The organism is Dictyobacter arantiisoli (assembly GCF_008326305.1).
Taxonomy (GTDB): domain Bacteria; phylum Chloroflexota; class Ktedonobacteria; order Ktedonobacterales; family Ktedonobacteraceae; genus Dictyobacter; species Dictyobacter arantiisoli.
This window is the reverse complement of the sequence record NZ_BIXY01000050.1, coordinates 30,794-52,338: the sequence shown is the minus strand read 5'-3', so window position 1 is coordinate 52,338 and position 21,545 is coordinate 30,794. Positions and strand designations below refer to the sequence as shown.

The window sequence follows — 21,545 nt, the reverse complement described above, 5'->3', positions numbered from 1 at the left end:
ATGGATCGTGTCGGCGTGTGCAATGTTGCCCGACAGATGCGCTATTTTGATGCATCGTATGACAAGGCTCTTGATCTCTTGCTCACTGGCTACTGTTCCGTTTTTTAGAATTGGAAAGCCCTGGTGAAAATAGGGTGAATAGACCGGAAGTATACTAGACAAGTAGATTTTTTGTGTATATGCTTAAGAGCAAGGAGAAGAGCCAGTGAGAAAAATAGGTGTGAAGGGTTTTGATAAAACTTTTATGTTACACCATGTATACATTCACACTGCTCCGCTGGCGATTCCACTTCCGCTTTCACCAACAAGAATAGTGTTGCTGTCTGTGTTAGAATACCTACAGAAAATTTAATTTAGAACTTCTGGTCTAATGTGCCTTGACTTTCGAGAATCAAGGCTGTATGCTGAATAAGCAATCAAAGCATTCTAAAGAGAGGTATAAGGGTAGATGTTTCGTTCCCCCAACGCGCTCCCTCCCACGCAAGATGAGTCGGATGCCATGCATGAGCAACTCTCACTCTTTGCCGTGAGGAAAACAGGTGAACCATCTGACAAAATGATTTCAAATAAAGCAGAAGCAAAGCAGGCTCCACGAGCCAAAAAAGGGGCCGACACCTATTCGTCGGCTGACATCCAGGTTCTGGAAGGTATCGCGGCTATCCGCCATCGTCCGGGAATGTATATTGGTTCTACCTCTACCTCAGGCCTGATCCATCTGATCTGGGAGGCGCTGGATAATGCGGTAGACGAGGCCGTGGCTGGCTATGGCAAAAATATTTGGGTACAAATTGATCAAGATGGTTGGGTGACGGTGCGGGATGAAGGGCGTGGTATGCCATTTGATCCGATGCTCTATCAGGGTGAGTATCAGCCTGCCGCGACTGTCATTTTGACTGTTCCTCATTCAGGCGGTAAATTTGCTGAAGGCGCCTATAAGACTGCCGGTGGCCTGCATGGTGTGGGCTCGACCGTGATCAATGCGCTCTCTGAAAAATTGGAATTGACGATCTGGAAAGATGGTCAGCAGTTCACGCAAGCTTTTAGCCGTGGCACAGCGATGCCACATCAGATTACGCCCTGTGATCCCAAACTCCACGGGACGCAGTTGCGCTGGCTGTATGACAGCACTATTTTCGATCCCGATGTCTATTATTCACTGGAGTCCCTTGAGAGTCGTCTGAAGGCTGCAACCTACCTCAACCGTGGCGTGACCTTCCATCTCAATGCCTGGGATGATGCGACCAATGAGCCGGTTGAACTGGTCTTTTATTCTCGCGATGGATTGCCGGACTACGTTCGAGATCTGGCGACCACGACCAGCGCTCCCCTCTTCAAGCAGGTTATCAGTATTGCCAAAGAAAAAGATGAGGTGCGGGTCGAGGTGGCGCTCCAGCCGACATCGGGCTATAAAGTATCCATGTACAGCTATGCGAATGCGGTCCGTACACGCGATGGCGGTGTCCATGAAACTGGCTTCAAGGCCGCGCTGACCAAGGTTGTCAACGACTATGCGCTCAAATGGAACATTATCAAAAATCGTGAGCGCGACGGCTTCCGACCAGAGGTGATTCAGCAGGGTTTGAACATCGTCATCTCGGTCAAATTGACAAATCCTCAATTCCAGGGCCAGACCAAGGATCGCTTGAATAATGCTCCGGTCGAGGGTCTGGTGCGCTCGGTTGCCGATGAGGGCCTGAAAGATTGGTTCGAAAATAATGTCAGCGTTGGTAAAGAGTGGCTGAAGAAGATTCAGCAGATGCAGAAGGCACGCAACGAGGCGCAACTGGTCGAGGAACTGGCACGGGCTGGCACCAAGAAAAATGGTGAGTTAATTGATACCACGCTGTCCCGCAAATTCTTACGCTGTAATACCAATGACCCTTCGCGAGCAGAACTCTTTATCGTGGAAGGTGACTCGGCTGGCGGTAGTGCCGGTCAGGGCCGCTTCTCCGATTTCCAGGCGGTCTTAAAGCTCAAAGGGAAACCACTTAATGTGGCAAAAGCTGATCTCAAAAGTATTGTCGAAAACGATGAGATCCGTACCATCATTAACGTGCTGGGTACCAGCACTCGCGACGCCTTTGATATCAGTCGCCTCAAATTTAATCGTATTATTATTGCTACGGATGCGGATGTGGATGGGCTGCATATTCAATGTTTATTGCTGACACTATTTCATCAAGAGTTTAGCGATTTAATTGATCATGGTCATGTTTATATTGCCTGCCCGCCACTCTATTCAGTGAAATATAAAAATAAAGTGCATTGGCTATTGGATGATGAGGCGCGTTTACAATTTATGCGTTCGCATGCCGATGCGCAAAATCTGGAATATAAGCGCTTTAAAGGTCTGGGTGAGATGAACCCCAAAGAACTGCGCGATACAACCCTCGATCCTGCCCGGCGCATATTGAAGCGTGTCACAATGGAAGATGGCGTGCTGGCTGCGAAACTGGTGGGCGAGCTGATGGAAGATAAAAATGCGGAGCGCAGGCGTTCATTCCTGGCCGAGCATTCCCGTAAAATTAAGGAATTGGACATATAAGAGATGGCTCGTACTATGACAGAAACAGATACTGCAGATGTTGGAATTATCCGTGAGGACTTTTCCGTCATTCTCTCGCAAGCTTTTGCGACCTACGGACTGTCCGTGGTCACGGATCGTGCGCTCCCAGATGCTCGCGATGGTCTCAAACCTGTCCATCGCCGCATCCTGGCAGGCATGCTGAATGCGCGTTACCTTTCGTCGCGTCCGACGGTCAAGAGTGCCGAAGTGGTTGGCCTGATTCTCGGCAACTATCATCCCCACGGGGATGCCTCGGTCTACGATGCCGCGGCGCGTATGTCGCAGCCCTTTACCCTGCGCTATCCTCTGATTGAGGGACAGGGCAATATGGGCAGTGAGGATGGCGACGCGCCAGCTGCCTATCGCTATACCGAGATGCGCCTCTCGCCTATCGCGGAAGCGATGATGGCTGATATGGACCGCGATACGGTCCCACTGCAACCAACTTATAAACAAGATCCCAGGGTGGTCGAGCCAGATTATCTGCCCGGCCATATTCCACCGCTGGTCAATCCCTCAAGCGGTATTGCGGTTGGTATGTCTACCAACATTCCGCCGCATAATCTGAGCGAAACCTTGCGCGCCTGTATCGCTCTGCTGGATAATCCCCATCTGTCAGTTGAGCAGATTATGACCTATATGCAGGGGCCCGATTTTCCGCAGGGCGGACATATTATTGGGAACGAGGGGATCAAAGATTATTTCAGGACCGGCAAAGGACGGATCTTTGTGCGGGCCGATGTGCGCCTGGAAGAGACGCCACGCCGCCGGGCCCTGGTCGTGACACAGACGCCACCGATTGGACGCGATAAACTCAAAGCCTCTATCGTCAAGGCGATCAATGCTCGCAAGCTGGAAGGCTTGATGCCTGAACTGCGCGATGAAAGCGATACCGAAAAGGGAACGCACATTGTGCTTGAGTTGCGTAAGGATGCCGATGCCGCTCAGACCTTGATGCAACTGTACAAAGAGACGGATCTCCAGATTGCGCTTTCGTTCCAGATGGTCTTTCTCTTTGGTGAGTCGATGCAGCCTGGACGGCAGCCGAAGCAGGTCGGTGTTCCCGAACTTTTGAACTACTGGAATAATCATCAGATCGATGTCATGACGCGCCGTTCGCAATACGATCTACGCAAAGCGCAGGAACGCCTGCATGTGGTCGAAGGGCTGATTATCGGTGCCAGCCATGCAGCGGATATCGTCGCGATCTTCCAGCAGGCGGAGGATCGTACTGCGGCCCGTCGAACGCTTGAGCAACGCTATCAGTTGAGCACTATCCAATCGGATGTGATCGCCTCCATGACGTTATCCCAGGTGACGCGTCTGGATGCGGGTAAGTATGACAAAGAGAAGCTTGATCTTCAGGTGCGTATCAGTGAGCTAGAATACATCCTTGGGGATCGTAAAGTTCTGATTACGGCCCTGAAAAAAGAGATGCAGCAGTTGATCAAACAATTTGGCGATGAGCGCCGCACCAGGATTGATCCGGATGGTCAGTTGCTGGCACCCATCGAAAAAATTGAGAGCTTGCATGAGCGTGAGCCTTTACTGGTCGCTTTGACCCGCAACCAGGCCGTGAAGGCACTGCCAGCTGAGAGCTATAAGGCGCGTGGCAAGAACAGTACTGCCGTCTACACAGCCGTACGTGGGGATGAGCAACTGCGTCAGATTATTGCCACCACCACACAGGATTATTTGCTCTGCATCTGCTCGAGCGGCCGTGTCTGCCAGATCGCCACTCACCGTATCCCGGTGGGAACGCGTTCGGGCAAGGGCGAACCACTGCAAGGACTACTTGAACTGTTGCCAGGAGAAGAGGTTGTAACCATCCTGCCGGTTGATGCCTACGATGAAGATCGCTATCTGGTAACCTTTAGCACCTATGGCAAAGTCAAAAAGTCGCCACTCAGCGAATATAAAGGGGCTGATACCGATGGGGTGCAGGACATGAAGCTGGCCGAAGGGGATAGCGTGGTCACGGCGTTGATCTCGTTGGGACGCGGAGAATACATTGTCGCCACCGACAACGCGCAGGTGCTCCGCTTCAGCGATGATCAACTGCGTAGCCAGGGACGTGGTGGACAGGGTGTGGCCGCGATTTCCCTCAACAAAGGTGGCATTGTCATCAGCGCCTCCTCTATCGACAGTGATCCCGAAGTTCCGCGTGAAGTTGGTGTCAGCAACAATCTGGACATCACCAACCTGCTCATCCTGACCGAGGCCGGCCGGGGCAAACAGGTCCCACTCGGCCAATTCGCCCCCAGGAACCGTGCCAGCAGCGGTGTTCCCGGCATTGAACTGGAAGAAGGCGATCACGTTCTTCAGACATTATTGGTGCAGGAGAGCGACACCGTCTTAATCGCCATCACTCATGGCAAAAGCGAGCAATCTGTCGTCTACAAAGTCGCCGACATCAAAACCTTCTTGCGCCCCCATCGGGGAGAGCAACTGGTTGAGAATCGCGTCTTAAGTGTCATCAAACTCTAAACGGATGCCAAAACCCGATCATGGCACTCTTTACCGGCAATACCGCTTAAAGAACGAGAAGCATGATGGAGAAGTGTAGGTGCGTGCCGAGGTCGCAACCGAGGTGCGCTTTCCTCTTACTCGTACCGAAATCTCCCTCCAACGCTCTGTCCGATGCCGAGGTTCCAGTTCTGGGACGTTTGCCCTACGGGGGCAATGATGGTACGATGAACGGGCAAGCGCACCTCGGCTGCGGCCTTGGCACGCACCTACGTTTTCCATCATTTGTGGTTCCCCCCCCACATTCCTCGTATGAAGCGGTATTGCCTGTGGAGTATGTATTGTTCGTTAAGCTGGCAGCGCCTGTCTGATGGTTTCGATTTGCTGTAGATGAGCTTCGCCATGCTCAGCATAGGTCTGGAAGATTTCGTAGATGCTTATTTCACCGCGCTCCGCATGGATGGCGGACAGTTCCCAGGATTTGGCCGGGATTAATTTGAGAAGGTTGGCGTTAGCGGTGCGCAAATCTGTGAAGATGCGCAGGGCCAGTACTTCATCCTGTTGCTCATAGAATAACGACTTGCTCCAGCCATCTTCATCATAGACTGCCAGGATGGAGTTGGGTTCCGCCAGAGTCTTGCGAAGACGCCAGAAGCCAACTGCCTCGCTATCGGCAAGATGGATAATCACAGTATGAATATTCCAATCATCCTCAGTGGGACGATACGCACGCTGTTCCTCGCTTAGTCCTTCTATTGCTGCTGCAATACGCCGGGTAATGGCCTGATAGTTCTCAATCTGCTCGGGTGTTGCTACTGGCATATGCTTACAAATATCCTTTCAAATAAAAGCTGTTTGCCTGCCGTTTATTATATAACAAAACGAGAGCAGCTGGCCTCTGGAAAGAGATCAGGCGCCCTCGTGATTGTTTATTGAGCAGATTGTCTGGAATATTAGAGCTTCTCGCCGCCGTCCAGCTTGATTTCCTCGACGCTATGGGCGGTAGGATCAGCGTTAAATGGCACATCCCTGGCGGCTGTATCGGTGCGGATGACCTCGATCGAGCAATTACTGATCAGTGCGCCCAGGACACCCAATGCCGCCCAGACGGGGGCGAGAGCGATACTGGCAACACCCAGGGACAGCGGGAACTCGATCAGAGAATGACCATCCTGCTTGATAATAATGCGGCGTACATTGCCCTCATGGACGAGCTCTTTCACCTTCGCCAATAGCTGCTCGCCGACAACCTGTAACTCTTCTACGCCATAACCAAATTTCTGTTCGACATTATTTGGATCTGCCTGTGCCATCGTATTTTCTCCTTCGTGTATCTTCATACTGAGTACAAATTTTTTTCGATAGTTATACATGTGTTCTCACACAGATATTCACTGGTCGTATAATAGGTTACCTGCACGTTGCTTTTTTCAGCGACACTCTATATACGTAACTAACTGTATGCTGGTTGAAAAAAATGGGCATCAATCTCAATCTCAATCTCAATCTCCTGTTCCTGTTTCTTGACAACAAGAAAATAGACTGCTATACTGTTACCGTACAGTGTTCGGTAGTGGATTGAGTAAGGAATGCCAGCGTGAAGAGTCCCCGCGAGAAGAGACGCGCCAGGACCAGAGAGACCATCCTGGAAGCGGCGATGCAGATTGTGATGCAGCATGGCGTGGAAGCGTTATCCATGCGTGAGATAGCCGGGCGCATCGATTATAGCCCATCGGGCCTTTATGAGTACTTCTCTAGCAAAGAAGCAATCATTGATGAGCTGGTTGGGGAGGGCTTTGTGCGTCTGGCAGCACGTATGGAACATGTCATTCATACTGGAACGGCCCTTGAGCGTTTAGAGGAGCTGGGAAAAATGTACATGCACTTTGCCTTACAAGAACCACAGCTATACCTGATGATGTTCAATCGTACCACATTATCCCCATTCGCATTAGCTGAAGTTGAGCAGAATACGGCCTACGCTAGACTGGTTCAAACCTTTCAGGATGGTCTTCAGTCGGGCGAGATTCGTTCCGCAAGTGAGGCAGGTTCGCGCGAGTTAGCGTATACCGCCTGGTCCCTGATGCACGGCTTATCAATGTTGCGGCTGACATTAATGCATCAGATTACAGAAGACATCGATGGCATACACGAAAGGGCATTTCGGGCTTTTGTAGAGCAATTGAAGTAGTGTCAAAAAATTTTAGGGTTTACCGTATAGTGTTCGTAAAACGTTTCTTGTTCTGAAGATGGATCAAAAAAAGAGAGGGATACTCCCATGGCAGAGCTGATTAAAGAGCGTATGACAGTTGCAAACGAGCAAGAGCTGGTCGTGTTTTTGATTGGGATGCGGGTAAACAAGGTGTTGAAGGTTCAAAAATGGACGCCAGTCGCAGCTTCAATGACGCGCATGCTAAAAGAATTGAAGCTGCATCCTGAGATGGGTTTTCTGGGTGGAGAAACGACGCTGAACTTTCCTACGACGGTCATGATTCAATACTGGCGTTCATTCGAAGACCTGGCGGTCTATGCAGGGAACAGAGACGCTGTCCATCTGCCAGCCTGGCGCGAATTTAATCGGCAGGTTGGTAGCAATGGCGATGTAGGAATCTGGCACGAAACCTATCGTATTCCAGCGGGACACTATGAGGCTGTTTACAACAACATGCCTGCATTTGGACTGGGAAAGGTTTTCCCCCTCATTCCAGCAACCGGACAGCGAGAGAGTGCTCGCACCCGAATGGCAACCAGACAGAATTGACTTCTCCCCATGCTCCTTTGTGGCTGAAATGATCACCCACAGAGGAGCATGGACCAATACCGTCCTTAAAGAAGGAGATTGTGGAACGCCGAGCTCTTCATTTCTCGTATTGAAGCTAAGGACTGCATCCCATTGTGTGGGATTGGCGTCCGCCGCGCGGTTTGCTATGATGAGAGGAGAAACTTGTTGTTAGGAGTTTGAGTGTGTGATGGCCTATTTTTTAGCCAAGACCGATCCAGAGACCTATTCGATTGAGCAGCTTGCGCGCGATCAGGAGACGCCGTGGGATGGGGTGCGCAATGCGCAGGCGGTTGCCAGTATCAAGTGTATGCGGCCGGGCGATACTGTTCTGATTTATCATAGTATGGGTGTGGCGGCAATTGTGGGTGTGGCCTGTGTGACGTCCGAGCCGCGTCCCGATCCACGGGATGCGAAAAGCTGGATGGTGGATATGGCGTTTGTGAGTCAATTTGCCGAGCCGGTGACCTTGCGCGCGATCAAGGAGTGCCATCAGTTCGATGATTGGAGTCTGGTGCGGCAGAGCCGTCTCTCGACCATGTCGGCTCCTGAATCCTTCATTGCCTGGCTGCGTGAGCACTATCCCACGAATACGCTGGCTTGATATCTGACCGCCTTGTCAGCGTATGCTTTCAAGCGAGCAGTGCAGTATAAAGAGAGGAAGAGAGTCATTTTATGGATCAGACAGCCTGGTGGTATATCAATGGTCGCTGGGTCCATCCGCAGGACGCGACTATTTCTATCAACGATGTAGGACTCTTGCGTGGCTATAGCGTCTTTGAATCTTTGCGTACCTATCATCGGCGGCCTTTTCATCTTGAGGAGCATCTCAAGCGTCTCTACAATTCCGCGCGCCTGATTGAGCTTGAGGTCGCCTATAGCTATGAGTTTCTGGCGCAGATTGTCCTGGAGATTATCCAGCGCAATCCCTATGAACATGCCGCGGTGCGTCTGCTGGTCACGGGTGGTATCAGCGAGGATGGTGTCCTGCCCTCCGCGCAATCTGGTCTGGCGGTCATGATTAATCCGCTCCCTGAGCGTGATATGGAGCGCTTCGCCCGTGGTTGCAAGTTGATCACTACTTCTCTGACAAGGATGACGCCGGAAGCCAAAACCTCGAATTACGTCGCCGCCATTCGAGCGCTAAAGGCCGCATCCCAACAGGGAGCCAGTGACGCACTCTTTGTGAATGAACAGGGACATGTCCTGGAGGGAACGCGCAGCAACTTCTTTGTCTTCCGAGGTGATACTCTGATCACAGCGCGTGCCGAGGTCCTGCTTGGCGTAACCCGCAACACTGTCCTTGATCTGGCACGTGAACGTTTCACCATCCACGAGCGCCCGATCCTGCTGGACGAACTGCATGAGATCGACGAAGCCTTCATCACCTCCTCATCCAAAGAGATCACGCCGGTTCTGTGGATCAATGATAGGACCATTGGCAATGGAAAGCCTGGCCCACGCACGACCGAACTCGAACAGCGCTTCATCGACCTGATCGAACAGGGCATATAGGTTAATATCGCTCAAAGCACTACATTTCTCCATTATAATCCTCGTTCTTTCAAGAACCAACGCTGCGCCGATGGCAGCGTTGGTTCTATACGGTTTAAGCGGCTCCGCCCAGGGAGTGGTTGGTATTTTTGTGAGTGAGAATCTGTTCCGCTGCGGCTTTGAGACGGGCTTCACTGCGGATGCCAAAGCCTGCGAGCTGGCGAATCTGTTTCCGATTGGCGGCCTGCAAGAGCTGCTCAACCGTTTCGATACCCAGTTCTTGATACAGACGGATGGCCGTATAGGGTCCAATATGTTCGACGCTCATCAGGACACGTACGCCCATGGGCAGGGCGTCCATGCAGAAACCATTATTGATAGTCATCGATCCTAGCGTGACCAGTTCGGAGATGCGCTGATTGAGTCGCGTGCCTAAGCCGGGAATAGGGAGTCTTTCGCCACGTTCCAGGATGTTTGCTGCTGGTTCGGTTAAATCGAGGACGCCACGGGCTGCGTTGCGATAGGCTTGAACACGATAGGGATTGCCATTCTGCCCCTCGATCATCTCCGCGATGCCCGCCAGGACCTCGGCGATCTGACGATTGGTAATTTTAGCTGTTTCTGGCTGTGTTGACTCGGGTTCCAGGCCTGGCAACATCGGTTGAGCGGCCTTCTTTTTGGAGCGCACGGGCAATGTTGGCATAAAATGGATTGTTTGTGTGACTTGCATAATACTCATCATAGATTGCCCTCCCCTTGCTATATGGTAGGTTCGTGGTGTGATATGGTGTTTCGGCTGGCTTGCTTATTCATCGAACGTATCTATAGAGATATTCTTTTTGTGGAGCTCAAAAGTGGAGAATCTACGAGGACGGTGACCTGTTTTCAATGCTGTTGTGAAGACAATATTCGAAATCCTGTTCTAATTTTACCACACCCAACGTGCTACGTCAATTCTTCTTTCATAACTCTTCGTGATTTTCGGCTCTATCGTCATATTTTTTACTTTAGCAAGGTGATAACGTCACTATCATTAGTGTGGTTTGGTTGATGAGATTTAAATGATTGAAGAATGTAAGCTTTATAAAGTGATATTTACAGTGTAAATGTGTGTAGTGATACTTTTTTGAATATGGTGTATCAAAAATTTTGTGTAAGCGCTGTTCTCGCATAAAGAAATGAAGAGAGAGGGTTTATCATGAACAGGAATGTCTTTGGAATACGGAGCGTATTACTTGGTATCCTCATTCTCCTGGCTGTGATCACTTTTATTCCAGGCATCGGGGCATGGACGATTGTGGATGCTGGTCATGTTGGTGTTACTACAACCTTTGGTGCGGTCAATCGTGTGGTCGATCCTGGCTTTGTTCTAAAAATCCCTGTCTTTGAAAATGTCTATGCAATGGAAACAAGAACACAAAAAGAACAGGTTGTGGCTTTAGCGGCTTCTAAAGACTTGCAATCAGTCACATCAACTATTGCACTTAACTTCCATTTACGCGGGGAAAAGGCGGTGGATGTCTATCAAAATATTGGTGAAGACTATATTGATAGAATTATTGCTCCCGCAATGCAAGAAGCCTTTAAATCTACCACATCACAATTTACGGCTGCCGACTTGATTGTTCAGCGAGAAAAGGTCAAACAGCTTGCTTTTAATGAATTAGGTACTCGGCTTGCGAAATATGATATTGCCGTTGATGATTTCAATATCGTGAATTTTGCCTTTTCGCAAGCATTTAATGATGCTATCGAACAAAAGACTATAGCGGAGCAAAACAAAGAGAAAGCACAAATTGAAGCAACAACCGCTTTGATTCAGGCAAAAGGCCAGGCCGACTCCCAAAAAATCCTGCAATCTTCAGGAAGTTTGACGGACGCATATCTGCATTTCTTAGCAATACAGAAATGGGATGGCAAATTGCCGAGCTCAACCAATGGGGTCCCCTTCATTCAGATCCCAACGAAATGATAGGCTGCTCGGGTTTGGCAAATGCGCTTTGTGCCAGGAAGGATTGAAAGGGAACTGCATTAGCCCCTGAAGCCAGCTCTTGTGTGGTGGGACGCAATACTGATAGAATGGATTGAGCAATGTTTTCAGATATGTCAGTGCTTTGCGTCCCTTACCCATGCGTTTCCTCTGGATCGCCCTATAGACGATAATGGCGAGATGGAATAGATATTTCGTTTGGGAAGTAGATTGATTGTATATGTGGCTTGATGATCATGAACCTGTGGTGGCTTTTACGCTGGCACAGTATCCACGTCAGCGTCGTCTACAAGAGTTGGCTCATCTGGGATTGGATCGCTGGCCGTTGATGCGAACGCCTGGCTTGCGTTTCTGGCGTCTACTGGGCGTGGGACGGGGGCGCGTCTTTGATCCGCACCCGGATTTGCAGCGCTATGCGCTCTTCACCGTCTGGCGCTCGCTGGCCGATCTGCGCCGCTTTGAGGAGCAATCCCATGTGATGCGGCGTATCCAACTTCACTCCGAGGAAGCCTGGACGGTGCATATGGTGCCCGTGCGCTGGCATGGCAAATGGGGCGGTGCTGATCCTCTCGGGGATTTCACCTCGGCTCCCGTTCCACCAACGGGTCCATGGATTATTTTGACGCGCGCTTCCCTCTATCCGCGTAAGGTGCGGGCCTTTTTGGATGCGGTTCCGGCGGTGGCGGAACAGTTATTGCAGCAGGAGGAATTGTTGAATTCGGTGGGCGTGGGCGAGGCACCATTCTTGTATCAAGCGACCGTGAGTGTATGGAAATCCTTGCCAGCGGTGACCAGTTTTGCTTATCATAACCGAGCGTAAAACCCGTGCCTTCAGGCACGGGGATAGAAGCGAGTCCTTTTGAGGAGGATAGGGAGGCAGAGAATAATTAACTCTTGCACGAACTACTGTTCCATGCGATAATCTTTGCATGAAGGCAGTCGTTAGGAGCAATTCAAATATCACCTCTAACTGCCACTATCACGTGGTCTGGTGTCCCAAATATCGCCGCAAAGTCCTCACATCACCTATTGATGAGCGGCTCAAAGTCCTCATCCATGAATGTGTCGAGAAATGGGGACAGGAGTTCGTGGAGGTAGAGGTCATGCCCGCTCACATTCATCTGCTGGTAGGGTGTGATCCTCAGTTTGGTATTCATCGGTTGGTGAAATTTGTCAAGGGGGCGACTGCTCATCAGTTGCGAGCAGAATTTCCTGAACTCAAAAAGAAGCTTCCAAGCCTGTGGACGAATAGTTACTACATTGGAACCACAGGGGGAGTGACGATTGAAACCGTCAGACGCTACGTGGAAAGCCAGAAAGGCAAGTAACGTGGTCAAAAGGGCATACAAGTACCGCTTTTACCCAACCAACGAACAGGCGCGTAATCTCGCGCAAACGTTCGGCTGTTGCCGCTTCGTGTACAACTCTGCTCTCGCAACCAGGAAACGTGCCTACTTCGATCACCAGCGCAAAATCAAGACCTCAGAATTGAGTGCCTCCGTTACCGCCCTCAAACAAGAGAAAGGGATGGCATGGCTGAGAGATGTGAGCAGTGTCCCCTTGCAACAGGCGTTGCGCCACCTGGACAGCGCCTACAAAAACTTTTTTGAGGGCCGCGCCAAGTATCCCACCTTCAAAAAGAAACACAAAGGACAGAGTGCGACCTATACTGACAACGCCTTTACGTGGCGCGATGGGAGGCTCATCCTTGCCAAGCAAAAGGACCCCCTCGATATCGTATGGTCGCGTCCCCTGCCAGAGAATGCACGCATCTCTAGCGTCACGGTCTCCAAAGACCCTGCAGGGCGCTCCTTCATTTCGCTGCTGGTTGACGAGTGGATTGAACCTCTTCCCATGACAGAGAAGGTCGTCGGAGTGGATTTGGGGCTCACATCTTTGCTCATTACCTCCGACGGGGAGACCATTGCGAATCCCAAACACTTCCATCGCTACGAGAAGAAGTTAGCCCGCGTTCAGCGGAGGCATGCGAAGAAGAAAAAGGGCAGTAAGAACCGCGACAAAGCATGGCGCAAGGTTGCTCGTCTGCATGCCAGGATTGCCGACACAAGGCGCGACTACCAGCACAAAGTCACCACCAGACTGATACGCGAGAACCAAGTGATCTGCCTGGAAGACTTGTACGTCGCTGGCATGCTCAAGAACCACTGCCTTGCGAAGGCGATCAGTGATGTGGGATGGGGCGAAATCCGTCGGCAACTGGAATACAAAGCGGCATGGTATGGGCGTAGCGTCGTCATCATTGATCGCTGGGAAGCCAGCAGCAAGACGTGTAGTGCTTGTGAGTACACGTTAGACAGCCTCACCCTTGACGTGCGAGAGTGGGTCTGTCCAGCGTGCGGCGTCTGCCATGATCGAGACATCAACGCCGCGCATAATATCTTGGCTGCGGGACTCGCAGTCGTAGCTGCCTGTGGAGAGAACGTAAGACCTGCGACCTCGAAAGGGGCGGAGGCAGTTCTCAATGAAGCAGGAAGACTCTCCTCGTGAGGGGGGAGAATCCCCCGCCCTTCAGGCGTGGGGAGTAGGTCAAGGAGCCACGCCACATGTAGAGGTGATTCGACGCACACGTCAGGAGCACTGGTATCGCGAAGAATTTTTTGCGCGTTTTCGTCCCGTAGCATCCCACGGCACCTGGGATGGCGTCGATCCGCTTGTCGCCTTCCTTGAGTAGCTATCTAGTAGGATTATCCGTGGCTGCTTCAATGGTCGGGTACAGTAGACAGTCGCCAGTAGTTCGACTATACTAACGTCAATAAAAGCGAGAACCGGCATTCCTCTGACCGTCGTTCCCGCAATCATTCTGTGTGTGAGGACCGGGCGGCAAGAGCCATGCCTGGGTGCATCAAATCTCCTAAAGAAGGACTTCCATGTCAGACGATTATAATGTGCTCGTAGTGGGTGGTGGACCTGCTGGCCTGGCGGCGGCGGAAGCGGCTGCAAAGCAAGGTGTCCGCACCCTTGTATTAGAGCGTCAAAAAGAGATTGGCTATCCCATTCATACCAGCGGTGGAACCTGGGTGAAAGATATGCAGGCGTTGAAGATTCCCGCGCATCTGTATCATCCTGTGAAAACAGTGTATTTCATCAGTCCACACCGTGAGGCCGCGTTCCACTATACTCCGGAAGTGGTGTGTGTCGTTGATATTCGTGGCCTGTACCAGCATCTGGCGTCGCGGGCAGTGGCGGCGGGTGCTGAAGTGCGCGTCAAGCATACCGTAGAGCAGACATTATTTGAGGATGGACGCATTCTCGGCGTCACGGCCAAAGATCATTTAAGCGAGCGTATCACCGTGCGGGCCGATGTGACGATTGATGCCTCTGGCTTCTCGCGCCATATCGGTGTGCGTACAGACATGGGAGATGCCTTTAAGCGCTATGGCTTTGGTGCGGAATATGATCTCTATGCGCCCAATTATCCCCAGGATGAGATCTTTCTGCTGGTCGGGAGCGAGTGGGCCCCCAACTGCTATGCCTGGATCTTCCCACATGGCGAAGGACGTGTCCGTGTCGGTACTGGTGTGATCCATCCCGATAACGATAAGGATGCCCGTCTGTATCTGGATCGCATCATTCATGATATCCCACGCTTAGAGGGACATTTCAAGGGCGCGAGCCCCTTAGAATTCCACACAGGACTCTTCCCATCCGAGGGTGCGCTACCGCGCTTCTCGCGCGATGGACTGCTCCTGGCTGGCGATTCCGGTGGACATGGCTCAACCCTGGTCGGTGAAGGTATCCGCTTCGCCATCTACTCCGGTCAAATGGCGGGCGAAACCGCCGCCGAAGCCATCAAAGCTGGTGACACTTCGGAAGCCTATCTCGCGCGCTTCGATCAGCGCTGGCGTAGCCGCTTCGGACGCGATATGGATATCGCCTATATGATCAATAAGCACATCGCCGCCTATAGTGACGCCCAATGGGACGGCTCGATTGATCTTCTGAAGCGCCTGACCCCCGCGCAGGCCGCACAAGCCCTGCGAGGCGACTTTAACGCCAGCCTTGTCATGGGAATACTCGCGCGCAATCCCTCCCTTATCGCCACAGGAGGCAAACGCTTCCTCGACAAAATGCTCGAACGCATCAACAAACCTGCCGGCGTCCATGCTTAATCCCAATCCACAGCAGAGCCTGCATTTATCTATACGAATGCAGGCTTTCTTATTATCCCACTACGTTTGTTATCCGACGGATCAACGTCAGCACCACCATTACCCGCAAGGACGGAGAGCCGGTTTGCTGTTGGAATAAGTGGCTGAACATATGTGTTTCAAAGATAGAAAGTGAAATCATTATTTACAATTTGATTCATGAAAAGGAGCGATATATGGCTGATACAACGAACGAGACCTCGCAGGGGGAGCAGAAAATCGTCGTCTACGCGACAAGCTGGTGCCCGGATTGTCACTTTGCGAAGCGCTGGTTAGACTCCCACGGGGTGGCTTATGACTATGTGGATATCGAGCAGAACGACGAAGCTGCCGCTTATGTCGTTAAGCTCAACAATGGGCGACAGTCTGTGCCCACTATTGTCTTCCCGGACAACTCAATCCTGGTAGAACCCGATGCGCGTGCCCTGTCTGCCAAATTTCCCAACCTCGTCAAATAGGCCAGCTCCGCATCCTAAACAAACCACAATCCCTCGGTTATCCACCCGATTCCAGATAGCCGAGGGATATTTTTATGTGCCTCCCCCATTAATCATCATTAATCATTTGTACCAAATCCTGCATGTTTATTTATATCCCAAATGGTCGTTTGGGTGATAGGATTGTGGTTATAATTGAGGTGGGAGTGCTCTGGCGAAATATGGTACTGTTGATAGAGATAGCAGAATGTTGCTCTTGTCAAAGAGAGATGGAAGGGGTTTGCAATGAAAACTCATCCTGGTTTGCGAAATGGTCCGATTTACCTCGATTATAATGCGACGACGCCGGTTGATCCTGCTGTGGTGGATGCTTTGACACCGTATCTGACAACCTACTTTGGCAATCCTTCAAGCACCCACGCGTATGCGCGGCAGACGCATGAGGCGATGGAGACGGCTCGTGCTCAGCTGGCTCATCTCCTTGGTTGTATCCCATCCGAGTTGGTCTTTACCGGTTGTGGTTCTGAGAGCAATGCCCTGGCGATTCGAGGGGCGGCGCTGGCGAATCGCTTCCATGGGAATCATATTATTACGCAGGTTAGCGAACATCCAGCGGTCTTGAATGTTTGTAAGGCGCTGGCCCGCTTCCATGGCTTTCGCGTGACCTATCTACCGGTTGATAAATATGGACTGGTCAATCCATCTGAGGTAGAGGCGGCGCTTGAGGAGCAGACAACGCTAATCTCGATTATGTATGCCAATAATGAGACGGGCACGATCCAGCCGATTGGTGAGCTGGCCCGAATCGCGAAGCGCCATGGTGTGCTCTTGCATACCGATGCCTCGCAGGCGGTAGGCAAGATCCCGGTGGATGTAGGCGCGTTAGGAGTGGATTTCCTGACAGTAGCCGGCCATAAGCTCTATGCCCCCAAAGGGATCGGCGCGCTCTATATCCGCCGTGGCTTGCAGGTTGAGCCGTTGCTCTATGGCGGTGGACAGGAGGGAGGATTGCGGGCTGGTACTGAAAATATTGCCTTTATTGTGGCGCTGGGCACGGCAGCTGTGCTGGCGGAAGAACAACTTCCGAGCACTCAAGCCCGGCTGCAAAAATTGCGGGATCGCCTGCAACAACGTCTCGAAGTTGCCCTGCCACATGCTACCCATCTCAATGGACATCCCACCGACCGCTTGCCGAATACGCTGAATATCAGCATCGATGGTGTCGCTGGCGAAGCGGTTCTGGCCGCCACACCTGGTATTGCCAGTTCCACCGGCTCGGCCTGTCACGCCGGTCAGACCGATCCATCGCCGGTATTAACCGCTATGGGTTGCTCGCGTGAGCGTGCCCTGGGAGCACTGCGTCTCTCGTTGGGACGCTGGTCCAGCGAAGGCGAAGTCGATCAGGCCGCCGATCTACTGGCACAAACCATCCATGATCTTCGGGAGAAGCGCGAAAGCTAGCTTTATGGGAACCCGCGGAGTCTGTGGATCTCTCTCCCTTTGAACACCTTTTCTGTCGGGGAGAGAGATCCTATGGATGGGTCTAGCGTACCATTCGTCAAGAAGATTGTGGAATCCGAAAAAAAAGAGGGTCGATTTTGTCCTCCTTTCAGCGTATACTGAGAACAGAAGAAACAGTTAAGCATGAATGAAGAGGAGAAAACGATGACCATGCAAATGAAACTTGAACTGGCTATCGTACCTGTCACAGATGTTGATCGCGCAAAGGCTTTTTATACCGAGAAGATCGGCTTTCACGCAGACCATGACCACCAGGTCAACGAGAATCTGCGTTTTGTTCAATTGACCCCTCCTGGTTCGGCCTGTTCCATTGCATTCGGTGTGGGTATTACCAAAATGCAGCCTGGATCACTCGAGGGTGGTCTCCTGGTGGTCGAGGATGTGAGAGCTGTCCGAGAAGAACTGGTGAAACGGGGCGTGGATATCAGTGAGATTGATGTGCAGCCCTGGGGAGATTTCGCCCATTTTAGCGATCCAGATGGCAATCGCTGGTCATTTCAGCAACTTCCCAGACGTGCCTAGCTGCCATGCAGACCTTCGTTCAGTGATGTCGAGTGGGTTCCCTGGCAATGAAGAGCGATGAGGAATTTTGAGGGGTTTTTATGGCGGGACCCCTGGCGAAAAAAGCAGCCCGACCGCTTCATCCCTGCTGGAGAAGCGGTCGGGCTGCTTTCGTAGTTGAAATTAAAGATCCCTATCTACTTATGCGTAAACCTGTTTCCGTGTTTGCATATGGCCTGACCTGGCCTGGGAAACAACTAGCGCTCGTGGTGACCACCGAACTCAAAGCGCATGGCAGACAGGATCTTGTTGGCGAACTCTGCCTCATTGCGGGACTCAAAGCGGTCGTAGAGAGCGGCGCTCAGAACGTGGGCTGGAACGCCCTCGTCGATAGCAGCCTTGACGGTCCAGCGACCCTCACCAGAGTCAGCGACACGACCGTTGAAGTTGCTGAGATCTGGGCTCTGCATGAGAGCATGAGCGGACAGATCGAGCAACCAGGAGCTCACAACGCTACCACGGCGCCACAGTTCGGTGATGTCCGCGAGGTTCATGTCGTACTGATAGTGCTCTGGATTCTGGACAGGGGCTGTCTCAGCATCAACCAGGTGTTGTTTTTTACCAATGTTGGCATGGCGCAGAACGTTGAGACCCTCGGCATAAGCAGCCATCAGACCATACTCAATGCCATTGTGGACCATTTTCACGAAGTGACCGGCACCGTGAGGTCCGCAGTGCAGGTAGCCCTGCTCAGCTGTGGTGGGCTCGCCTGTGCGGCCTTCTGTGCGGCCAGCAGCCTCAACACCAGGGGCCAATCTCTTGAAGATAGGATCGAGATAAGCAACGATTTCGTCTTCGCCACCGATCATCTCACAATAGCCGCGCTCCAGGCCCCAGACGCCGCCGCTGGTACCGCAGTCAACGTAGTGGATCTGATGCTTTTTCAGCTCTTCGGCACGACGGATGTCGTCCTGATAGTGAGAGTTACCACCATCGACGATGATGTCATTGGGAGAGAGGTGTGGCAGCAATTGAGCAATGGTGTCATCAACCGAGGCGGCTGGAACCATTAACCAGAGGATGCGGGGCTCGCTCAACTGTTTGACTACGTCTTCCAGTGAAGTTGCGCCGCTTGTGATAGCGCCTTCGTTTACGCGATCCTGTACAGTTTTGGCTGTACGGGCATAACCAACAACTTTATGACCATCACGTACCAGTCTCTGGGCCATATTGGCGCCCATGCGGCCAATACCAATCATTCCAAGTTCCATTATAAAGTGTCCTTTCGTTCTTTCGCATGTTCGTATTTTTACACGCAACCATCTACACGGTCTTAGTAGCATGTTACGAACAGAGCAGAGAAAATATCTTCCTGCGATAGTTGTGAACACAGTTCAGCCGCCGTTCCAGGGTAACGACAGCAGGTTCCCTGATCGCAAACAATATGCTTGATGTATGTCGCATACATTTTCCATCCAATACTATACCACGTTTGGGAATTCTTCGCAGGACTTATTTACAGGCAGTGCTTTGTGGAGGACCACGCACCCCATTTGCACGCTTCACGAGCCCGACCGCAAGGGATCTGGCCCGCTCTATGGGTGGCTCTCTTTGACCTCTTGCGAAATTGTATCGTGTTACGATATAATTGCTGACAGATGAGAACAGACACAAGAGTTGCTCTCAATAAATGAGGAGGAAAAGGCTTGCCCATGGCATCTTCTACCATTGCGCGTCAGCCGCGTACATTCGAAACTGATACTATCGAAGCTATAGACAGAGTCAGGCAACCGGGTGACTTTACGACGACGCCGCGCATGCTTTTTATTGCCCTGCTGGCGATTGTGATCGGTATTGCCAGCACTTTTATCGCGTTTCTTTTATTAAAGCTGATCGGTATTTTTACCAATCTTTTCTTTTTTCAACGCTGGGGAACAGATCTTGTTTCGCCGGCGGCCAATACGTTGGGCGTGTTTGAAGTGATCGTGCCCGTTATCGGTGCTCTGTTGATCGGTTTGATGGCACGGTATGGTTCTGAGCGTATCCGTGGACACGGTATCCCCGAGGCTATTGAGTCTATTTTAATGAATGGCAGCAAGGTAGAGCCGAAGGTGGCGATCTTGAAGCCAATCTCGTCTGCGATCTCGATTGGTTCCGGTGGTCCATTCGGTGCCGAGGGTCCCATCATTATGACCGGTGGTGCTTTTGGCTCTATGATCGCACAGCTCTTTCATCTGACGAGTACGGAGCGCAAGACGCTGCTGGTGGCAGGCGCGGCGGCGGGTATGTCGGCGACCTTCGCGGCACCTGTGGCTTCGGTACTGCTGGCGGTTGAATTATTACTGTTTGAATGGAAGCCGCGCAGTCTGGTCCCGGTCGCGCTTGCCAGTGCCAGTGCCGCGATCCTACGTCATTTTATCCTGGGCGGCGGACCCCTGTTTCCAGTCCCACCCCATAGCGCGTTTATTGGCGTGGCAGGCTTTCTGGGATGTGTCCTGGCAGGTCTGCTGGCGGGTGGCTTATCTTCGCTGCTGACCATGGCGGTCTACTTCTTTGAAGATATATTTCATCGTTTGCCGATCCATTGGATGTGGTGGCCGATGCTGGGAGGATTAGTGATCGGTATTGGTGGGCTGATCTTTCCACCGGCCCTTGGTGTAGGTTATGATACAATCGGTACATTGCTACAGGGTAATGTTTCGTTGCAACTTATCGTGGGCGTACTGGTGGTCAAGTCGATCATCTGGTCTGTGTCTCTGGGCTCTGGAACCTCAGGTGGTGTGCTTGCTCCCTTGCTTATGATGGGATGCGCGCTTGGTGGCATTGAAGGACTGTTTTTGCCAGCCGAGGGAGCAGGCTTCTGGGCCTTGATCAGTATGGCCGCGATGCTGGGTGGCACGATGCGTTCACCCTTCACCGCGATTATCTTTGCCCTGGAATTGACCCACGATATGAACGCCCTGTTGCCATTGCTGATTGCGGTCATTGTCGCTCATGGCTTCACGGTCCTGGTCATGCGTCGCTCGATCCTGACGGAGAAGATCAGTCGTCGTGGTTATCATCTGAGCCGTGAGTATGCCATCGATCCTTTGGAACTGCTCTTTGCGCGTGAGGTGATGCGCACGGATGTCGTGGCGCTGCCGGATACCGTTTCACGTGCGGATGTGGTGACATTGCTGCAAGGTGGTGCTCAGCAGGGTGGGCGCATGCAGCATCTGCATCCTGTTGTGAACGTTGAGCAGCAGTTGCTGGGTGTGGTAACACGCAACGATTTGCAGGCGTTCCTTCAGCAAACTGACGCGAAGGTGGAGAACTGGTCCATCGGGACATTGATCAAACAACGACCTGTAGTGGCGTATGCGAATGAACCATTGCGTGAAGTGATTAACCGTATGGCAGTGAGCGGTTTTACGCGTCTGCCTGTGGTTGAAGATTCCACGACGCCAAAACTATTAGGTATGATCTCGCTCAGCGCGCTCTTGAGGGCCCGCACGCATAATCTAGCCGAGGAGCGGATACGGGAACGTCCTCTTCAATTGCGTTTGCTCCTGCCACGGCGTGGGCAGAGTGGCAAGGAGAGCGTTTTGGAGAAGGAAACCATTGACGTATAATGGATCGAGTG

20 protein-coding genes are annotated in these 21,545 nt (G+C 51.9%); 16 read left to right on the top strand and 4 right to left on the bottom strand.

Annotated elements, in window-relative coordinates:
• Nucleotides 1–448: 448 nt before the first annotated feature.
• Together F1593_RS16610 and F1593_RS16605 are read left to right on the top strand one after the other, a co-directional pair.
• On the top strand, nt 449–2,545 hold the full coding sequence (locus F1593_RS16610; protein WP_235932604.1) for a DNA gyrase/topoisomerase IV subunit B: 2,097 nt from the start codon (nt 449–451) through the stop codon (nt 2,543–2,545).
• A gap of 15 nt (nt 2,546–2,560) precedes the next feature.
• Nucleotides 2,561–5,053: a DNA gyrase/topoisomerase IV subunit A gene (locus tag F1593_RS16605; RefSeq protein WP_172632180.1), complete on the top strand. Its 2,493-nt coding sequence runs from the start codon at nt 2,561–2,563 to the stop codon at nt 5,051–5,053.
• Nucleotides 5,054–5,380: 327 nt separating this feature from the next.
• Here F1593_RS16605 and F1593_RS16600 read toward each other — a convergent pair whose 3' ends face one another.
• Together F1593_RS16600 and F1593_RS16595 are read right to left on the bottom strand one after the other, a co-directional pair.
• Nucleotides 5,381–5,854: a DinB family protein gene (locus tag F1593_RS16600; protein ID WP_149402683.1), complete on the bottom strand. Its 474-nt coding sequence runs from the start codon at nt 5,852–5,854 to the stop codon at nt 5,381–5,383.
• A 131-nt stretch (nt 5,855–5,985) separates the two neighbouring features.
• A complete protein-coding gene (locus tag F1593_RS16595; RefSeq protein WP_149402682.1) occupies nt 5,986–6,345 on the bottom strand; it encodes a DUF4342 domain-containing protein in 360 nt (119 codons plus the stop codon).
• A 284-nt stretch (nt 6,346–6,629) separates the two neighbouring features.
• Here F1593_RS16595 and F1593_RS16590 point away from each other — a divergent pair, with 284 nt between their 5' ends.
• The 4 genes from F1593_RS16590 (at nt 6,630) to F1593_RS16575 (ending at nt 9,326) form a co-directional block, all read left to right on the top strand.
• Nucleotides 6,630–7,223: a TetR/AcrR family transcriptional regulator gene (locus F1593_RS16590; RefSeq protein ID WP_149402681.1), complete on the top strand. Its 594-nt coding sequence runs from the start codon at nt 6,630–6,632 to the stop codon at nt 7,221–7,223.
• 87 nt (nt 7,224–7,310) lie between these two features.
• A complete protein-coding gene (locus F1593_RS16585; RefSeq protein ID WP_149402680.1) occupies nt 7,311–7,793 on the top strand; it encodes a DUF4188 domain-containing protein in 483 nt (160 codons plus the stop codon).
• 208 nt (nt 7,794–8,001) lie between these two features.
• Nucleotides 8,002–8,415, top strand: coding sequence for an EVE domain-containing protein (locus tag F1593_RS16580; RefSeq protein WP_149402686.1), 414 nt, complete (start codon nt 8,002–8,004; stop codon nt 8,413–8,415).
• Between the two features lie 71 nt (nt 8,416–8,486).
• Nucleotides 8,487–9,326, top strand: coding sequence for an aminotransferase class IV (locus F1593_RS16575; protein WP_149402679.1), 840 nt, complete (start codon nt 8,487–8,489; stop codon nt 9,324–9,326).
• A gap of 94 nt (nt 9,327–9,420) precedes the next feature.
• Here the strand turns inward: F1593_RS16575 and F1593_RS16570 are convergent, their stop codons facing one another.
• Complete coding sequence (locus F1593_RS16570; protein ID WP_149402678.1) at nt 9,421–10,047, bottom strand: helix-hairpin-helix domain-containing protein; 627 nt, start codon at nt 10,045–10,047, stop codon at nt 9,421–9,423.
• Nucleotides 10,048–10,503: 456 nt separating this feature from the next.
• Here F1593_RS16570 and F1593_RS16565 point away from each other — a divergent pair, with 456 nt between their 5' ends.
• The 9 genes from F1593_RS16565 to F1593_RS16525 all read left to right on the top strand — a co-directional run bounded on the left by F1593_RS16565 (nt 10,504) and on the right by F1593_RS16525 (nt 17,944).
• Nucleotides 10,504–11,277 carry a prohibitin family protein gene (locus F1593_RS16565; protein ID WP_149402677.1) on the top strand — a complete coding sequence of 258 codons (774 nt, stop codon included), beginning with the start codon at nt 10,504–10,506 and terminating at the stop codon, nt 11,275–11,277.
• A gap of 238 nt (nt 11,278–11,515) precedes the next feature.
• Nucleotides 11,516–12,115 (top strand): spheroidene monooxygenase, encoded by a 600-nt coding sequence (locus tag F1593_RS16560; RefSeq protein WP_149402676.1) that lies wholly within the window; start codon nt 11,516–11,518, stop codon nt 12,113–12,115.
• A 109-nt stretch (nt 12,116–12,224) separates the two neighbouring features.
• Entirely contained in the window at nt 12,225–12,623 is a 399-nt protein-coding gene (gene tnpA / locus F1593_RS16555) for an IS200/IS605 family transposase (RefSeq protein ID WP_149402675.1), read from the top strand.
• A 1-nt stretch (nt 12,624) separates the two neighbouring features.
• The gene (locus tag F1593_RS16550) at nt 12,625–13,803 is read left to right on the top strand and encodes an RNA-guided endonuclease InsQ/TnpB family protein (RefSeq protein ID WP_172632179.1); all 1,179 of its coding nucleotides are present in this window, start codon (nt 12,625–12,627) and stop codon (nt 13,801–13,803) included.
• Nucleotides 13,778–13,987, top strand: coding sequence for a hypothetical protein (locus F1593_RS28990; RefSeq protein ID WP_216368885.1), 210 nt, complete (start codon nt 13,778–13,780; stop codon nt 13,985–13,987). The genes F1593_RS16550 and F1593_RS28990 overlap by 26 nt, the downstream gene beginning before the upstream one ends.
• Nucleotides 13,988–14,183: 196 nt before the next feature.
• Complete coding sequence (locus F1593_RS16540; RefSeq protein ID WP_149402673.1) at nt 14,184–15,425, top strand: NAD(P)/FAD-dependent oxidoreductase; 1,242 nt, start codon at nt 14,184–14,186, stop codon at nt 15,423–15,425.
• A 215-nt stretch (nt 15,426–15,640) separates the two neighbouring features.
• Nucleotides 15,641–15,922, top strand: coding sequence for a glutaredoxin family protein (locus F1593_RS16535; RefSeq protein ID WP_149402672.1), 282 nt, complete (start codon nt 15,641–15,643; stop codon nt 15,920–15,922).
• A gap of 264 nt (nt 15,923–16,186) precedes the next feature.
• Complete coding sequence (locus tag F1593_RS16530; RefSeq protein ID WP_149402671.1) at nt 16,187–17,362, top strand: cysteine desulfurase family protein; 1,176 nt, start codon at nt 16,187–16,189, stop codon at nt 17,360–17,362.
• A gap of 210 nt (nt 17,363–17,572) precedes the next feature.
• A complete protein-coding gene (locus F1593_RS16525; RefSeq protein ID WP_149402685.1) occupies nt 17,573–17,944 on the top strand; it encodes a glyoxalase superfamily protein in 372 nt (123 codons plus the stop codon).
• Nucleotides 17,945–18,180: 236 nt separating this feature from the next.
• Here the strand turns inward: F1593_RS16525 and gnd are convergent, their stop codons facing one another.
• Nucleotides 18,181–19,194 (bottom strand): phosphogluconate dehydrogenase (NAD(+)-dependent, decarboxylating), encoded by a 1,014-nt coding sequence (gnd, locus tag F1593_RS16520; RefSeq protein ID WP_149402670.1) that lies wholly within the window; start codon nt 19,192–19,194, stop codon nt 18,181–18,183.
• A 441-nt stretch (nt 19,195–19,635) separates the two neighbouring features.
• Here gnd and F1593_RS16515 point away from each other — a divergent pair, with 441 nt between their 5' ends.
• Nucleotides 19,636–21,534, top strand: coding sequence for a chloride channel protein (locus tag F1593_RS16515; RefSeq protein WP_149402669.1), 1,899 nt, complete (start codon nt 19,636–19,638; stop codon nt 21,532–21,534).
• The last annotated feature ends 11 nt before the right edge of the window (nt 21,535–21,545 follow it).

Bases quoted from the DNA above. Each gene is read 5' to 3' on its own strand.
- F1593_RS16610 (WP_235932604.1), top strand. From the start codon at position 449: ATGTTTCGTTCCCCCAACGCGCTCCCTCCCACGCAAGATGAGTCGGAT.
- F1593_RS16605 (WP_172632180.1), top strand. From the start codon at position 2,561: ATGACAGAAACAGATACTGCAGATGTTGGAATTATCCGTGAGGACTTT.
- F1593_RS16600 (WP_149402683.1), bottom strand. From the start codon at position 5,854: ATGCCAGTAGCAACACCCGAGCAGATTGAGAACTATCAGGCCATTACC.
- F1593_RS16595 (WP_149402682.1), bottom strand. From the start codon at position 6,345: ATGGCACAGGCAGATCCAAATAATGTCGAACAGAAATTTGGTTATGGC.
- F1593_RS16585 (WP_149402680.1), top strand. From the start codon at position 7,311: ATGGCAGAGCTGATTAAAGAGCGTATGACAGTTGCAAACGAGCAAGAG.
- F1593_RS16580 (WP_149402686.1), top strand. From the start codon at position 8,002: ATGGCCTATTTTTTAGCCAAGACCGATCCAGAGACCTATTCGATTGAG.
- F1593_RS16575 (WP_149402679.1), top strand. From the start codon at position 8,487: ATGGATCAGACAGCCTGGTGGTATATCAATGGTCGCTGGGTCCATCCG.
- F1593_RS16570 (WP_149402678.1), bottom strand. From the start codon at position 10,047: ATGATGAGTATTATGCAAGTCACACAAACAATCCATTTTATGCCAACA.
- F1593_RS16565 (WP_149402677.1), top strand. From the start codon at position 10,504: ATGAACAGGAATGTCTTTGGAATACGGAGCGTATTACTTGGTATCCTC.
- F1593_RS16560 (WP_149402676.1), top strand. From the start codon at position 11,516: ATGTGGCTTGATGATCATGAACCTGTGGTGGCTTTTACGCTGGCACAG.
- tnpA (WP_149402675.1), top strand. From the start codon at position 12,225: ATGAAGGCAGTCGTTAGGAGCAATTCAAATATCACCTCTAACTGCCAC.
- F1593_RS28990 (WP_216368885.1), top strand. From the start codon at position 13,778: ATGAAGCAGGAAGACTCTCCTCGTGAGGGGGGAGAATCCCCCGCCCTT.
- F1593_RS16540 (WP_149402673.1), top strand. From the start codon at position 14,184: ATGTCAGACGATTATAATGTGCTCGTAGTGGGTGGTGGACCTGCTGGC.
- F1593_RS16535 (WP_149402672.1), top strand. From the start codon at position 15,641: ATGGCTGATACAACGAACGAGACCTCGCAGGGGGAGCAGAAAATCGTC.
- F1593_RS16530 (WP_149402671.1), top strand. From the start codon at position 16,187: ATGAAAACTCATCCTGGTTTGCGAAATGGTCCGATTTACCTCGATTAT.
- F1593_RS16525 (WP_149402685.1), top strand. From the start codon at position 17,573: ATGCAAATGAAACTTGAACTGGCTATCGTACCTGTCACAGATGTTGAT.
- gnd (WP_149402670.1), bottom strand. From the start codon at position 19,194: ATGGAACTTGGAATGATTGGTATTGGCCGCATGGGCGCCAATATGGCC.
- F1593_RS16515 (WP_149402669.1), top strand. From the start codon at position 19,636: ATGGCATCTTCTACCATTGCGCGTCAGCCGCGTACATTCGAAACTGAT.